This window comes from Paenibacillus sp. FSL H8-0280, assembly GCF_045040665.1.
In the GTDB taxonomy this organism is placed as follows: domain Bacteria; phylum Bacillota; class Bacilli; order Paenibacillales; family Paenibacillaceae; genus Paenibacillus; species Paenibacillus xylanexedens_A.
Window position 1 is genome coordinate 3,576,990 of the sequence record NZ_CP150296.1, and the last position, 14,687, is coordinate 3,591,676.

14 protein-coding genes are annotated in these 14,687 nt (G+C 44.7%); 11 read left to right on the forward strand and 3 right to left on the reverse strand.

All coding sequences use genetic code 11. From position 1 onward, the window contains the following. Positions 1-15 precede the first annotated feature (15 nt). The 3 genes from arsC (at position 16) to MHI12_RS15835 (ending at position 2,702) form a co-directional block, all read left to right on the forward strand. Positions 16-435, forward strand: coding sequence for an arsenate reductase (thioredoxin) (gene arsC / locus MHI12_RS15825; RefSeq protein WP_047843093.1), 420 nt, complete (start codon positions 16-18; stop codon positions 433-435). Positions 436-686: 251 nt separating this feature from the next. Further along, positions 687-1,505, forward strand: coding sequence for a helix-turn-helix domain-containing protein (locus tag MHI12_RS15830; protein WP_339199987.1), 819 nt, complete (start codon positions 687-689; stop codon positions 1,503-1,505). Positions 1,506-1,529: 24 nt separating this feature from the next. Next, complete coding sequence (locus MHI12_RS15835; RefSeq protein WP_405169666.1) at positions 1,530-2,702, forward strand: MFS transporter; 1,173 nt, start codon at positions 1,530-1,532, stop codon at positions 2,700-2,702. A gap of 152 nt (positions 2,703-2,854) precedes the next feature. Here MHI12_RS15835 and MHI12_RS15840 read toward each other — a convergent pair whose 3' ends face one another. Further along, positions 2,855-3,343 carry a hypothetical protein gene (locus MHI12_RS15840; protein WP_405169667.1) on the reverse strand — a complete coding sequence of 163 codons (489 nt, stop codon included), beginning with the start codon at positions 3,341-3,343 and terminating at the stop codon, positions 2,855-2,857. 65 nt (positions 3,344-3,408) lie between these two features. On the opposite strand from MHI12_RS15840, the gene MHI12_RS15845 reads away from it, so the two are divergent. From MHI12_RS15845 to MHI12_RS15865, 5 genes are all read left to right on the forward strand, one after another. After that, on the forward strand, positions 3,409-4,083 hold the full coding sequence (locus MHI12_RS15845) for a TetR/AcrR family transcriptional regulator (RefSeq protein ID WP_405169668.1): 675 nt from the start codon (positions 3,409-3,411) through the stop codon (positions 4,081-4,083). 159 nt (positions 4,084-4,242) lie between these two features. Further along, positions 4,243-5,112 (forward strand): NAD(P)-dependent oxidoreductase, encoded by an 870-nt coding sequence (locus MHI12_RS15850; protein WP_405169669.1) that lies wholly within the window; start codon positions 4,243-4,245, stop codon positions 5,110-5,112. 29 nt (positions 5,113-5,141) lie between these two features. Continuing rightward, positions 5,142-6,194: an LLM class flavin-dependent oxidoreductase gene (locus MHI12_RS15855; RefSeq protein WP_405169670.1), complete on the forward strand. Its 1,053-nt coding sequence runs from the start codon at positions 5,142-5,144 to the stop codon at positions 6,192-6,194. A 57-nt stretch (positions 6,195-6,251) separates the two neighbouring features. Then, positions 6,252-7,205, forward strand: coding sequence for an alpha/beta hydrolase (locus tag MHI12_RS15860; protein WP_405169671.1), 954 nt, complete (start codon positions 6,252-6,254; stop codon positions 7,203-7,205). 316 nt (positions 7,206-7,521) lie between these two features. Continuing rightward, entirely contained in the window at positions 7,522-8,490 is a 969-nt protein-coding gene (locus MHI12_RS15865) for an ROK family protein (protein ID WP_405169672.1), read from the forward strand. 198 nt (positions 8,491-8,688) lie between these two features. Here MHI12_RS15865 and MHI12_RS15870 read toward each other — a convergent pair whose 3' ends face one another. Next, a complete protein-coding gene (locus tag MHI12_RS15870; protein ID WP_405169673.1) occupies positions 8,689-9,498 on the reverse strand; it encodes a helix-turn-helix transcriptional regulator in 810 nt (269 codons plus the stop codon). Between the two features lie 134 nt (positions 9,499-9,632). Between MHI12_RS15870 and MHI12_RS15875 the strand changes: the two genes are divergently transcribed. Then, a complete protein-coding gene (locus MHI12_RS15875; RefSeq protein ID WP_405169674.1) occupies positions 9,633-11,054 on the forward strand; it encodes a family 43 glycosylhydrolase in 1,422 nt (473 codons plus the stop codon). Between the two features lie 122 nt (positions 11,055-11,176). Here the strand turns inward: MHI12_RS15875 and MHI12_RS15880 are convergent, their stop codons facing one another. After that, a complete protein-coding gene (locus MHI12_RS15880; protein ID WP_340904747.1) occupies positions 11,177-12,091 on the reverse strand; it encodes an AraC family transcriptional regulator in 915 nt (304 codons plus the stop codon). 216 nt (positions 12,092-12,307) lie between these two features. On the opposite strand from MHI12_RS15880, the gene MHI12_RS15885 reads away from it, so the two are divergent. Further along, a complete protein-coding gene (locus MHI12_RS15885; RefSeq protein WP_405169675.1) occupies positions 12,308-13,183 on the forward strand; it encodes a fumarylacetoacetate hydrolase family protein in 876 nt (291 codons plus the stop codon). Between the two features lie 21 nt (positions 13,184-13,204). Further along, positions 13,205-14,671 (forward strand): alpha-ketoglutaric semialdehyde dehydrogenase GucD, encoded by a 1,467-nt coding sequence (gene gucD / locus MHI12_RS15890; protein ID WP_341007597.1) that lies wholly within the window; start codon positions 13,205-13,207, stop codon positions 14,669-14,671. The last annotated feature ends 16 nt before the right edge of the window (positions 14,672-14,687 follow it).

Genomic DNA, 14,687 nt, shown 5'->3' on the forward strand with positions numbered 1-14,687 from the left:
GAGGAGACGATGAACATGAGTAAAAAAACACTGTACTTCCTGTGCACAGGTAACTCTTGCCGGAGTCAAATGGCCGAAGGCTGGGCCAAGAAATATCTGAGTGAGGACTGGAATATCTATAGCGCAGGAATTGAGGCCCACGGTCTGAATCCAAAAGCGGTTGAAGCCATGAACGAAGTTGATCTGGACATTTCAACTCAAACCTCGGACATCATTGATTCAGAGTTGTTGAACAACGCTGATTTCGTAGTCACGTTGTGTGGGGATGCAGCAGATAAATGTCCAATGACGCCTCCACATGTGAAGCGAGAACACTGGGGATTTGATGATCCTGCCAAAGCGCAAGGTACAGATGAAGAGAAATGGGCCGTATTCCAAAGGGTTCGTGACCAGATCGGGGAACGCATTAAAACATTTGCTGAAACCGGAAAATAATACAAACCTGCCTGAGCAGGATAATTGAATGCGTACCAAGAGAATGCCACGATGAGTGGCATTTTTTTGTTCAAAAAAAATGAACGTTTCATTCAGAAACGGTTCTTTGACTTACATTTAACAGCAACATAGAGTGATGACAAGGACGGTGGTTGATTTAGCTAGGCAAATGAGAAGCATATACACCCTTGACTTTCCCCTGTACGGGAAACTATATACTCGCATTATGTTAAAAGATTGGAGATGATATGTTGTTCAAAATCAGTGCGTTTTCCAAGCTAAGTAGGGTCTCATTAAAAACACTGCGTTATTATGACCAGATTGGCATACTTAAGCCGAGAAAGGTAGATCACGATACGGGTTACCGTTACTATTCCGCAGATCAGCTTCTCGAGCTTAACCGAATCTTCATTTATAAAGAATTGGGGTTCACGTTGCCACAAATCACACAGCTGTTACAGGAGCATATTACATTGGAGAATATTCAAGGCATGTTTAAGCTAAAAAGAAGCGAAATTCAGCAGATTATCGATACGGAACAAGCCAAACTCGTCCGGATTGAGGAACGCATGCAGCTTATAGAGGAAGAGGGGCACGTCGAAACTGGACAAGAAATTCGAATCAAAGAGGAGGGTGCTCGGCAGTTTCTTTTTCAGACAGGGTGCGGGAGGGAAGAGGATATCCCGAGTTTATTTCATCAGTTTGATCAATCATTAACAAAAGAAATGCGCCAACTGATCGACGGACCTCAGGTTGTTTTGTGGAAAGAAATCGCAGGACAAGAGGAAGAGTTCGAGTTTGAAATAGGTTACTTCTTAACCTGTGAGCTGCGATCACCTCCCGACCCATTTCAACAGCGGACTCTTCCTGCCGAGCCCATGATGGCCACCATAGCTTATCGTTCCAATGCCACCTTTGCCTGTAAAGCCTGTGTTCATCTAGCTACATGGATTGAGAATAATAACTATCAGATCAAGGAGAACGGAGCTGGTAGGGAATTATATTTACCCTTATCTCAAGAACAAGATGTACAGTTTATAGAAATACAAATTCCAATACTAAATAGATAACTAGAGAAGACGGAGTGGATTAAAGTGAAAAATAAATGGATTATATATATCTTGGCATTGGCTGTTTTTCTGATTGGAACCCTTGAATACATTATTACAGGAGTCATTGAAATGATCGCCTCAGACTTGAGCGTATCTACTTCCGAAGTGGGTTTACTGGTGACTGTATTTGCTCTGGCAGCGGCCATTATCGCTCCGATTCTCATTGCAATTACAATAAATATGGATCGCAAGAAGTTACTGTTGTCCGCCCTCAGTGTGTTTATTGCCAGCAACGGACTTATGCTTGTTGACCTTTCTTATGAAACTTTACTATGGGTGCGAATTATTCAAGGGGCTAGCGGAGGAGTGGCTACCGTAGTAGCGATGGCCGTATCGACACGACTGGTTGAAAAAGAAAAAAGGGGCAATGCCATCGGCATCATTTTGATGGGGCTAAGCAGTTCGCTAGTGCTCGGTGTCCCATTGGGCACATTTTTTAGTGAAATGTTTGGGTGGAGAGTTCTATTTATATTCATTGGATTGTTAAGTGTTCTTCCATTACTTATTATCTACAAGCAGGTTCCGGCAATCAAAGAGGAAGAAAAGATCACCCTCAGAATGCAGCTCTCCATTTTGAAAAATCCACTCATTCTGACTGCCTTGCTTATTACATTATTGTATATCGGCGGCTATTCGACACTGTTCACGTATATTACGCCTTTCTTGCAAGCTACATCCACTCTTTCTATGACCGAGATAAGCGGTGTTCTGTTTCTCGCGGGAATTTGCAGCTTTGTCGGATCAAAAGTGGGCGGACAATTGGCAGATGCAAAGGGATCAAAGTTTACAATTTGTCTAGGCCTTCTGTTACAAGGCGTAACTCTTCTTTTGTTTGCTCTAGCTGGAGTTAATCTTATCATGTTAATCTTGGTTTTAATGATTTTTATGTTAGCAACGTGGAGCATATCTCCGGCCCAGCAACTATATCTGGTTACACTGGCACCTCGTAATCCCGACATTGCCCTTAGCGTAAATACGTCATTTATCCAATTTGGTTTTGCACTGGGATCTGGATTAGGTGGGATTGTGATCAGTCGTACATCTGTCCTGTACTTAAATTGGTTGGGGTTTGGAGCTGTAAGCATTGCTTTACTTCTTGCCATCTTACTATTTAAGAAATCGAGAAGCAGGACTGGAACGCCAGATCCAGTGTAATTTTTTTGAGTTGCAATTGACCGTTATATGTAAAATAAAAAAAGATCTCTTCAGCATTCACTGCACAAGAGATCTTTTTGGCGTTTAACAAAGTAATAATGGGAATCACATTACATCATCATGACAGAATAGAGCATGAATCCATTAACAAATTACTGTTGTCCACCTGTATTCGAAGCCCAGACAGGATACCAGCCCAAGGCCGGATTTTCATTGTTGTACAGCACCAGATTGCCGTCAGTTTGCATAATGAGCACATTGCCTCTAAGATTGGCTGGCACATTGTCTGCTCCGTACCATGCCTTAGCCCACGCCAGGTTATCGGATGTCCAATAAGGTGTGTTTTGCGGATCTGATATGACCAACTTCCCGCTGAAATAATTAATCTGGAGTTTATGTATTCTTGTGTCTTTAGTGTTACTGTGCCATATCATTTTACGTGATTTGACGTCCCAGATCTGCGCATCCCCATAATTATCAAATTGAAACGAGAACCTGTTATTGTTTGACACTAACCCTCCACCTGCGACATTATACATAATGTCATAAATCAGCCGATCTCCACTGGCAGCGGAAGTCGCGGGTGAAAATGAAATCAAAAACATAAACATGGCAAGGCAAGATAAAAAGACTTTTTTCATAGAACATCCTCTTTTCCTTAATATGTTTTAAGTTACCTATCAAATATAGCATATATATTTCTTTAATGGATAAATTTTCAATTCGCGATCAACTATCTGCAATATTCTTTTTCTGGACTGATCAGTTCAGATATGTTATATTTCTGAAACGGGAGGTGTTACTTATCGCCAGGACTAAAGAATTTGACAAAAATCAAGCGTTACACGAAGCAATGCTGTTGTTTTGGAAAAAAGGATACGAGGCTGCTAGCATACCGGATTTACTGGAAGTGATGGGCATTAGCCGATCCAGCCTTTATGATACGTTTTCCGATAAGCAAACCTTGTACAGAGATGCCCTGGAGCATTATAAAAAAGGGAGTTCCAATAAGCAGACTATTCTTAAACAAGCATCAAACGTAAGAGATGGAATTCTTCAATTTTTTGAGTATCATATTGCTTCGGCATACGATACCAGCCTACCGGGCGGATGTTTTGTAACGAATACAGCTACAACATTGGAGTCACCAGATGAACAGATAAATGTCTTGATACAGACTAGTTTTTCGGATTTGGAACAAGCATTTTGTGAGCTTTTGGAGAAGGGCCAACAATCGGAAGAGATAGATAAAACAACAGATATCGAAACATTGTCTTATTTATTGCTGAATTTACATCAAAGCATAAATATTATGGCCAAAACAGGTCAAAATCCAGAACGTGCAAAAGAGATGATTAGCTATATAATTGCAGGGATATAATTTTTTTTAGCAATATTGGAATGATTGTTCCGTTATTATATTCCTCATATTTTGAAGGTGCCATTTGAAGAGTATCTGTAAGACCATAATTTTTTTAATCATTCTGGAACATTCATTCCGTTATCGAAACAATCCATCAACAATAAGGAGATGCAACCAATGAAGGTATCGTTTATTGGACTTGGTAATATGGGGCTTCCAATGGCACAAAACCTGTTGAAAGCGGGTTATGACGTAGTCATCTTTAATCGGACCCCTGAAAAAGTTGAACCGTTAATAAAACAGGGAGCACGTTATGTCCAAACACCACTAGAGGCAGCGAAAGAAAGTAATCTTGTAATTACCATGTTATCTGATGATGCTGCTTTGAGAGAGATTGTTGAGGGACCAAATGGAGTTCTGAACGGATTATCTGAAAATGGAATTCACGTATCTGCCAGTACGATCAGCGTAGATCTGGCTCGGAAATTATCCGCTTTGCATGCGGAGAAACACCAGCACTTTGTGTCTGCCACCGTAATGGGGCGCCCGGATGCCGCTAAAGCAGCTACATTGCGCATTATTTTAGCTGGTCCGGAACATGCAAGACAGCGAGTACTTCCCATGTTAACAGTACTAAGTCAAGAGATATTTGAGATTGGGGATCATGGCGAAGAAGGTAACATTATCAAAATAGGCGTTAACTTTCTAATTGCTTCAATGCTGGAAGCTTTGTCGGAAGCGCAGCTCATGGTTGAAAAGCACGGCATTAAGCCGTCCCGATATATGGATGTTGTGAATGCTCTTTTTCAATCTCCGGTATATCAGAACTACGGAGCGATCATGACCGAACAGCGCTTTGAACCAGCTGGTTTTAAAATGAAGCTCGGGTTAAAGGATGTTGCATTAGCTATCGAGGCAGCCAAGTCAGTTCAAGCTCCACTCCCTTTAGGTCAGCTTATTCATCAACACCTCTCTGAAGGAATTACCCATGGTTATGGTGAGTTGGATTGGACGGCTTTAATCCGTTGTCTTGAGCATTCCTCTTAAGGAAAGAAAAATATAAGGAGAGATTAATTATGGAAATAGGTGTTACTTCATTCGTAGAAACAAAGCCTGATACTAAGACCGGAGTTGTCATGAGTCACGCTCAGCGATTGCGAGAAGTCGTGGAAGAAATCGTCCTTGCAGATCAGGTAGGACTTGATGTGTTTGGCATAGGTGAGCATCATCGTGATGATTATGCAGCATCTTCACCAGCAATGGTGTTGTCCGCTGCGGCGCCCCTCACAAAACGAATTCGATTGACAAGTGCTGTGACGGTCCTATCTTCAGCAGATCCTGTCCGTGTGTTTCAGGATTTTGCCACGCTTGACGGTCTCTCCAATGGACGTGCCGAGATTATAGCGGGTCGGGGTTCCTTCATTGAGTCCTTTCCACTGTTTGGTTATAACCTGCATGACTACGAGGATTTATTTAATGAAAACATTGAACTGCTTCTTAAATTACGAGAATCCGAGAAAGTAACATGGAATGGAGGCCATCGACCAGCGATACATAATGTGGGGGTATACCCTCGTCCTGTTCAGAATTCTATACCTGTATGGATCGGTAGCGGAGGTACTCAGGAATCTGCCATACGTGCTGGAATTCTAGGTCTGCCACTTGTTCTTGCAATTATCGGTGGTAATCCAACGAAATTTGCGCCACTTGTAGAACTGTATAAAAAGGCGGCAACTCATGCTGGTCATGATGTATCGCAGCTCCGGGTAGGTTCACATTCTATCGGATTTGTTGCAGAAGATACAGAAAAGGCCGCAGAACTCTTTTTCCCGTCCACTCAGTACGGCATGAATAAACTAGGCAAAGAGCGGGGGTGGGCATATTATGATCGTTCCAGCTATGATGCTGCCCGCAGCTCTGATGGTGCGTTGTATGTAGGGGATCCGGAAACAGTTGCTCAAAAAATTATTCATCTGCGCAAACATGTAGGAATTACACGTTTCATGATGTATGTTCCCTTAAGCACGATGCCACATGAGTTGGTAATGCGGGCTATAGAATTGCTCGGTACAGAGGTTGCACCGCGAGTACGAGAGGAAATTTCCAAGTGGGAAGCTGAAATGAGATAAGAATTAACTAAAAAAACGTACACGATCGAATTCATTATTATATTTGGAGGAATTATAATGAGTATTGAGAAACGTATATTACCAGAATTAAGAGAGGTTTATTCACAATTTCCAGGGTTTGAGTTGGAGAAAAATTTAGAGTGGAGCAGAAACTTAGTATCGGCTGCATCGGTGAGGAAATCAGAGCATGTAAACACAACCAGCCGGAAAATTCCGAGCGATGGAGGTGAGATGCTTGTCAAAATATATGAACCTGCCGATCGAACAAATGATTTACTGCCAGCCATGTTATGGATTCACGGGGGCGGATACGTGTTAGGACATCCAGATATGGACGACAAATTGTGCGAACGTTTTGTTCAGACAGCAGAATGTATTGTCGTATCAGTGGATTATAGGCTCGCTCCTGAGCATCCATATCCTGCGGCGATTGAAGATTGTTATGCTGGATTGGTATGGATGACGGAGGAGTCAGCAATTCTTGGCATTGATGTGAATCGGGTTGCAATTGCTGGTGCTAGCGGAGGTGGAGGGCTGACAGCAGCACTCGCGCTGATGGCACGTGATAAAGGAGGTCCGTCTATTATTTTTCAAATGCCATTGTACCCGATGTTAGATAATCGTAACATCACGCCATCTAGTCATGAGATTACAGAAGAGGGTTCAATCTGGAACCGAACGGACAACGTGGCTGCTTGGAATATGTACCTTGGTGAGGCGAACGATGTCATTGAAAGTTCTTCTTATGCAGTACCTTCTAGAGCAGATAGCTTGGCCGGATTGCCGCCAGCCTATACTTGTGTAGGTCAGCTCGATCTATTCCGGGACGAGACGATGGAGTATGTGGCACGACTAGCACAAGCAGGTGTGGATGTTGCATTTCACCTCTATCCAGGTTGCTTCCACCTTTTTGAAATTCTTGCTCCAGAAACAGAAGTGAGTCAGCGCGCTGTTCAGGGTTATATGGATGCAATGGCTCGTGCACTTCATCCTAATAGAACCCTTAATTAAGGATTGATAAATCAAAACCTTTTAGGTTAAAGAAAATTTATAATAGGAAACTTTATGTCCGAAGAAGTCACTAAATTAGTGACTTCTTTTGTTTGGAGATATAAGTATTGATAAATAATCCCAAAAGTTCGAAATGGGGTTAAGCTCCAAGATTCCAATCAGGATAACTCGCTCTTTAGATTGCTTGTTCAATTTCGAACTCTGTTCCTATACTATAGTGAGTGACTCCGTCGAGCATATGCGGGAGTTGGATGATCCAGAGAATAAAGCAGGGTAACGTTCCTTGGTATCAAAATAAATGAGATCGGAGATTATTATGCGAAAATACATAATCGGAATTGACCTGGGTGGAACCAATATTAAGTCCGCCATCTTCAACGTGGAGTTTCAAAAAATTCATGAAAGAAGTGACCCTACGGAGGCAGAAAAAGGGCCGTTCCATGTCTTAAATCGAATGGTAGGCATTATTCAAGAGATGCTGACATATGAGGGCATCCAGCCAGAATCTATTCTATGCATGGGTATGGGCATTCCTGGATTATTAGATCCTGAGCAGGGACTATCTCTATTTTCACCTAATTTTCCAGACTGGGAAAACATTCATGTCGTTAACCATATGAAAAATCATTTTGAATTTCCTGCTTATATCGACAATGATGTTCGGGTAAATCTGTATGGTGAATGGCTGTTCGGTGCAGGCAGCGGGTATAAAAACCTGATATTGATTACGTTAGGCACCGGTCTTGGATCTGGTATTGTCATTGACGGAAAAGTTCTCTACGGTACTACATCAAGTGCGGGCGAAATCGGTCATATGAATATGTACCGGGAGGGGCGGCCTTGTCGTTGTGGAAGTTCGGGCTGTCTGGGGAGATACGTATCTGCGATAGGCATCGTCAAAACCTTTACAGACAAGCTTGAGGAAGGCCGGTCAAGTATGATTATGGAATGGGTGGGAGAGGATTGGACGACAATTACTGCCCGTATGATCTCGGAAGCATACGATCTTGGAGATTCACTTGCTGTTGAGGTTATGCATGAGACAGGAGAGATTCTTGGATTTGGTCTTTCCAATGTAATCAATCTGTTCAATCCAGAAGTAATTATTGTTGGTGGAGGAATGTCGGCAGCCGGTGATCGATTACTGAATACAGTGCGTGATACTGTTGAGAATCATGCGTTAAAGCTTTCTTCCGATGCATGTAAAATAGTGCAAGCGAAATTAGGCGGGCAAGCAGGGATGATCGGCGCGGCTGCATATGCAAAAAATAAGATGCCATTATAAGGTAGCACAATATGATAATTGATCAATCATGCTTGAGAATATGTCATTGCATCATACAGTCTAAAACCTTAACTTAAAATGACAGCAGAGAACGCTAACAACCTCGATGACGTTTATTCGGTTGCATGGCTAAGGTATGTTTGAACGCCCATTATTGGACAAAGTGAGAATTTTTCCAATGATCTACGTACATCCCTCTTAAGAGTGAGATTTAGCTCCCAACTCTGTTATGTCAGCCGGGACACCTTCACGTCGTTTATGAAACTGCTTAGGCGAGGAACCGGTCATCTGTTTGAACTGCCTGCAAAAATGCTCGACATTACGGTAACCGCATCGATCGGCAATCTCTGCAACCGTATACATATGATGTCTGAGATATTCTTTGGCCAAACGTATTCTGCTATGAATAACATCCTCCATACACGAGAGGCCAAACGATTTCTTGTACATTAACTGCAGGTACCCTGGACTGACGTTTATGATCTTCGCCATTTCTGATATTGTCCAAGGACGGCTGGGATGGTTATGAATTGCCGTTCGAAGCTTCAACAGAGGATAGTGCTGAGGACTAATATCCTCTTGGACACAAGACTCAAGCAATTTATTGAACAAGGTTCGCAGCAAGCAATTGATGGATGATTCCCGGTAATCGTTCTGAAAGGATTGCTCTGCAACAAGCAATTGGAACAGCTTATGACAGTATTCCGGATCATCCAGCGGGAAAGGTGTGCCTGGCGGAAGGGAGGTATCGGTTACAAACGGTTCATCACTTTCAAAACGAATCCAATCATTAATATAGCGCTCTGAACAAGCCCGATAATATATTTTTTGATACGGTTTGAAAAGTACAGCACAATGAGCCGGGTATTCCTTAAGTTGTCCATCAACCCAAAACTGGGCAGGGGTCTGTGTAATGACTAATAACCAGGCATCATGCCCTTCAGGGATATCAAAAACAAAATGGTTCTGATGTACCGCGTCACATTCCACGTAAAAAATAGAGGTCATGGTTCTTCCCCTTTCTCTTTAAGTTGTAGATAAGAATATTCAATACACTACTTAGCTATTTTCTATTATACGAGAGTTATCATCATTTCATAGAACGAATGTACTATTACGATTATATGAGGAGTGTAGCTGGAATGAACAAGCAGGGGTTTAACCCATATCTTCCATCCTGGGAGTACGTACCTGATAGTGAGCCTTATGTATTCAATGAAAGAGTGTATGTGTATGGTTCACATGACCGTTTTAACGGACATGCCTTCTGTCTGAACGATTATGTATGCTGGTCTGCACCCGTAAATGACCTGGGGAATTGGAGAAATGAAGGGGTGATCTACCGAAAAACAGATGACCCGCTGAATCCGAATGGCCATATGTGCTTGTACGCGCCAGATGTTACGCTGGGTCCCGATGGGCGGTATTATCTGTATTATGTGCTGGATAAGGTACCCGTTGTTTCCGTGGCTGTATGTGATGCACCTGCTGGTAAATATGAATTCTATGGTTATGTACAATATGACGACGGCACTCGTCTGGGAGAAAGAGAAGGGGACGAGCCCCAGTTCGATCCCGGCGTGATGACTGAAGGACAGCACACTTATCTGTATACCGGCTTCTGTGCGGCCGGAGACCAATCAAGACATGGCGCGATGGCCACGATGCTAGGTCCGGATATGCTGACGATTGTGGAAGAACCCATATTCGTAGCACCGAGCGAGCCTTACAGTGAGGGCAGCGGTTATGAGGGCCATGAATTTTTTGAGGCTCCTTCCATCCGGAAGAGAGGTGATACCTACTATCTGGTGTATTCCTCCATCGTTATGCATGAATTATGTTATGCCACCAGTCGATTTCCAAATAAAGGATTTACATATCAGGGCGTCATCGTAAGCAACTGTGATCTCCATATCGACTCCTACAAACCTGCTGACAAACCCATGTATTATGGAGGCAATAACCATGGCAGCATTGTGGAGATCAACGGAGACTGGTATGTCTTCTATCACCGTCATACCAATGGGGACGCATTCAACCGGCAGGGCTGTATTGAGAAGATATCTTTTGAAGAGGACGGCAGCATTCCTCAGGTGGAAATGACCTCCTCTGGTCCAAGTGGGAGACCGCTTGAAGGAAAAGGCGAGTACCCCGCATATATTGCATGTAATCTTTTGACCAAAGATGATCAGAAGTACACTGGAGGTTTCGGGGCAGGAGCCTGGCTGGACAGCCGCTTTCCAAAGATCACCCAGGAGGGTAGAGACGGTGATGAAGAAGTCGGATATATCGCCAATATGGTTGAATCCGCAACGGCAGGTTTTAAATACTTTGATTGCCGAGGAATTCGCCAGGTCTCGATCAAGGTACGGGGATATTGCCACGGGGTATTTGAGGTCAAAACCGCATGGAACGGTCCTGTCCTGGGTACAATTCCGGTACATTTCACCAATCATTGGAAACCCTATTCAGTCGAGATGACCATTCCGGATGGTATACAGGCTTTGTTTTTTACGTACAGAGGTTCTGGAAGTGCAAGCCTTGCATCATTTATTTTAGCGTAATCCTCAAACACATGATCTGAGCAATCCAGACAAAACAAAGCAGCTGCTGGTCATCCAGTAGCTGTTTTATTGACCACTCAGCCTCTGCGGCTCAGACAATTGGGGTTTTTATGATTAAACTTTTAGTCATCCGCATCGTTGGCTTCTCCGGCCTGTTGCGAATGGCTGCGATATTCGCTTGGCGCGATGCCTGTCCACCGCTTGAACTGGCGGCTGAAATGCGCATTGGTCTTATACCCCAGCATCATCGCAATATGGTCTATGTTCAAGTCGGTTTGCTTTAACAGCCGCTGCGCTTCGTTCAGAAGGGTTTCGGATAGAAACTTGCGTGGAGCGATGCCGTATACCTCCCGAAAAATACGATTAACCTGTGACGGGCTTATGCTCAGCGATTTGGCAATGTCCTGAATCCAGGTTCGATCGCTCTCCTGAATTTCCCCGTGAAGATGGATATACCTTACCGAATCCTCAATGTGCTCAGCAATCTGATGGGCAATGGTTTCTTTTCTCGACAACGTAACGGATGCTTGCTGAGATAACTGACCGACCAGGGAACCGAGCAGTTCAAACACGGCGGCGTGTACCTTCATTTGTTTGGAGGAAGATAGCGAGCTAGACAAATGCTCTGTAGCCAAACTATACAAGGTAGACAGGGAAGGGGAGAGCCCCAGAGCCAAATTCGAATTTGCCGGATAATAGATGTCTTTGCAACGGTTAAGTTCTCTGCAAAAGGATGTATCGTGTATGCTGAAATGCACGGAAAAATAAGTGAACCCCTCCGGTCCGGCTCCGGTGCAAGAGTGGGTCATACCAGGCCGGATGAACAGAAGGTCACCAACCGACTGACGATAAGACTGCCCGTTGACAACCATGTTCATCTGCCCGTCCATCATCCAGTGCACTTCATACATTGAATGTTCATGAGACGGATAAGTCCAGCTGGAATCTACTTTTCTTGCATGCAGCCCCAATAATTGAAAAGACATGCGAACATCGGGTAGACGACCTAAATACACAGCATCCGAAAGCTTGGTCACAGCAAACCAACCCCCTTGTACTATTCTATATTCCAACATCCTGTCATCGGAGTGTCCTCGTAAATTATCTTTAGTTTAATGGATCTAACCTCATCTTAACAGAAAAAAATGCGTGAAAAGGGTAAATCATCGGAGTGATTAGAACATCGTCATGAACCATAGCGGGTGCTATGGTAGTATTATCAACCCGATGGGGAAAAATGGAGGCAAGCTTGAATGAGAATTATTCGATTTCTGGACGGACAACAGAAGTGGCTGGCAGCCGTTACGGATGATGAACAAGCGTATCGTTTGCCACAAGCTGACTTTATGACTTTGATCTATCAAGCAAGAAAGCAGGGGATTTCTCCAGTTCAACTTGTTGAAAGCGCTTTTAAACCATTAAACAAGTTAACTGACGAGTGGACTTCCTTACATCTAATCACTCCATTGGAAGCTCCGGAAGTATGGGCGGCGGGTGTGACTTATCAGCGCAGCCGCGAAGCACGAAATTATGAAGCAACGGAAGGCAAGCTGGATGCAAAGACCTTTTACGATAAAGTTTATGATGCCGAAAGACCGGAGATCTTTTTTAAATCTACAGCAGCCCGCACTATAGGACCGCTTGAGGCAGTCACGCTTCGCAGCGATTCCAATTGGCAGATCCCGGAGCCTGAGCTGGGGTTGGTGCTTGCCGCAGATGGCAGCATTGTGGGATACATCGTTGGCAATGACATGAGTTGCCGCGATATTGAAGGGGAAAACCCGCTGTATCTGCCACAAGCAAAAATGTGGCGCAATTCCTGCTCTATAGGTCCGGCCATTCGTCTAGCGGAAACGGTGCAGAATCCATATGCGTTCAGCATCGTCTGCGAAATATATCGTGAAGGAGAAATAGTTGTCAAAAGCGAGGCAAGCACAAGTGAGTTAAACCGAAAACTCGATGAGCTGGTCTCCTTTCTGGCCAGAGATAACGATCTGTTTGACGGTACGGTGTTATTGACAGGCACAAGCATTGTGCCCCCTAATGATTTTACACTTGCACCAGGGGACCGCATTGAAATATCCATTAGCGATATCGGGACACTTATTAATCCAGTCATTTCAAACTAATGTACAAGGAGGATGAATGCGATGACCACATTTCAGGTAGAGCAGACATACAGCAATTACATTAATGGAGAATGGGTAAAGGCGACATCCGGTGAAACCGAACCGAGCATCAACCCGGCGAATCGGAAGGAGGTAGTTGGCTACGTACCCACCTCAGGCGTAGAGGATCTGAACCGGGCTGTTGCAGCGGCGAAGGAAGCAGCAAAAGATTGGCGGAGGTTATCGGGTGCGGAACGCGGCAACTATCTATTTCAGGCAGCCAATGTGCTGGAACGCCGGGCCGATGAAGTTGCAGAGGCGATGACCAGGGAAATGGGCAAAACACTCCCAGAAGCCAAAGGAGAGACACTGCGCGGTGTCGCGATCTTAAGGTATTACGCTGGAGAAGGCATGCGAAAAACCGGGGATGTCATTCCATCAACGGACAGCGAAGCGCTGATGTTTACGACCCGCGTACCCCTTGGCGTTGTAGGGGTTATTGCTCCTTGGAATTTCCCGGTAGCCATTCCGATTTGGAAAACGGCTCCGGCCTTGATCTACGGCAATACGGTTGTGTTAAAGCCTGCTCAGGAAACTGCGGTCACTGCGGCCAAAGTAATGGAGTGTTTTGAAGAGGCGGGCATTCCGGCAGGCGTTCTTAATCTGGTATGCGGCAGAGGCTCAGTGATCGGATCTGCACTTGCTGAGCATCCGGATGTGGGGGGAATAACGTTCACAGGCTCCAATGAAGTGGGCAAACGGGTCGGCGGTGCAGCACTGGCACGTGGGGCCAAGTATCAACTTGAAATGGGTGGGAAAAACCCGATTATTATCGCGGCTGACGCTGACCTGGATTTGGCTGTGGAAGCCACGATCAGCGGTGGGTTGAAATCGACCGGGCAAAAATGTACGGCCACCAGCAAGGTCATTATTGAACGGAAAGTATACGATGCCTTCAAAGAAAAGCTGCTCTCGCAAATCCAGGAAATCCGGCTGGGTGACGGCATGTCTTCTGGAAGCTGGATGGGTCCATGTGCAAGCGAAGGACAGCTCAATACCGTGCTGAGTTATATTCAAAAAGGCCAAGATGAAGGCGCCGTTCTACTCGCTGGCGGAAAAAGAGGGGACGGTCCGGGACTCGAAGAGGGATTCTATGTGCAGCCGACCGTATTTGAAGGGGTCGAATCCCATATGTCCATCGCCCGGGAAGAAATCTTTGGCCCGGTCCTGGCCTTGATTGCGGTAGATTCCCTGGAGGAAGCCATCGAAGCGGCTAATGATAGCGATTATGGCTTGAGTGCTTCCATCTATACACAGAACGTCGGAGCCATGTTGTCTTTCATCCGGGACATGGATGCAGGACTCGTCAGAATTAATGCAGAAACGGCCGGCGTAGAGCTGCAGGCTCCGTTTGGCGGAATGAAGATGTCAAGTTCACACTCCAGAGAACAGGGGCAAGCGGCTATCGAGTTTTTCACGGCCATCAAAACGGTCTTCGTGAAGTCATAAACTGTGGGAGGCTATC

What these genes read in the sequence shown, in the direction of transcription:
- arsC (WP_047843093.1), top strand. Translation starts at nt 16, where the DNA reads ATGAGTAAAAAAACACTGTACTTCCTGTGCACAGGTAACTCTTGCCGG.
- MHI12_RS15855 (WP_405169670.1), top strand. Translation starts at nt 5,142, where the DNA reads ATGGAAATAGGTGTTACTTCATTCGTAGAAACAAAGCCTGATACTAAG.
- MHI12_RS15875 (WP_405169674.1), top strand. Translation starts at nt 9,633, where the DNA reads ATGAACAAGCAGGGGTTTAACCCATATCTTCCATCCTGGGAGTACGTA.
- MHI12_RS15850 (WP_405169669.1), top strand. Translation starts at nt 4,243, where the DNA reads ATGAAGGTATCGTTTATTGGACTTGGTAATATGGGGCTTCCAATGGCA.
- MHI12_RS15860 (WP_405169671.1), top strand. Translation starts at nt 6,252, where the DNA reads ATGAGTATTGAGAAACGTATATTACCAGAATTAAGAGAGGTTTATTCA.
- MHI12_RS15845 (WP_405169668.1), top strand. Translation starts at nt 3,409, where the DNA reads ATGGATAAATTTTCAATTCGCGATCAACTATCTGCAATATTCTTTTTC.
- MHI12_RS15870 (WP_405169673.1), bottom strand. Translation starts at nt 9,498, where the DNA reads ATGACCTCTATTTTTTACGTGGAATGTGACGCGGTACATCAGAACCAT.
- MHI12_RS15865 (WP_405169672.1), top strand. Translation starts at nt 7,522, where the DNA reads ATGCGAAAATACATAATCGGAATTGACCTGGGTGGAACCAATATTAAG.
- gucD (WP_341007597.1), top strand. Translation starts at nt 13,205, where the DNA reads ATGACCACATTTCAGGTAGAGCAGACATACAGCAATTACATTAATGGA.
- MHI12_RS15885 (WP_405169675.1), top strand. Translation starts at nt 12,308, where the DNA reads ATGAGAATTATTCGATTTCTGGACGGACAACAGAAGTGGCTGGCAGCC.
- MHI12_RS15840 (WP_405169667.1), bottom strand. Translation starts at nt 3,343, where the DNA reads ATGAAAAAAGTCTTTTTATCTTGCCTTGCCATGTTTATGTTTTTGATT.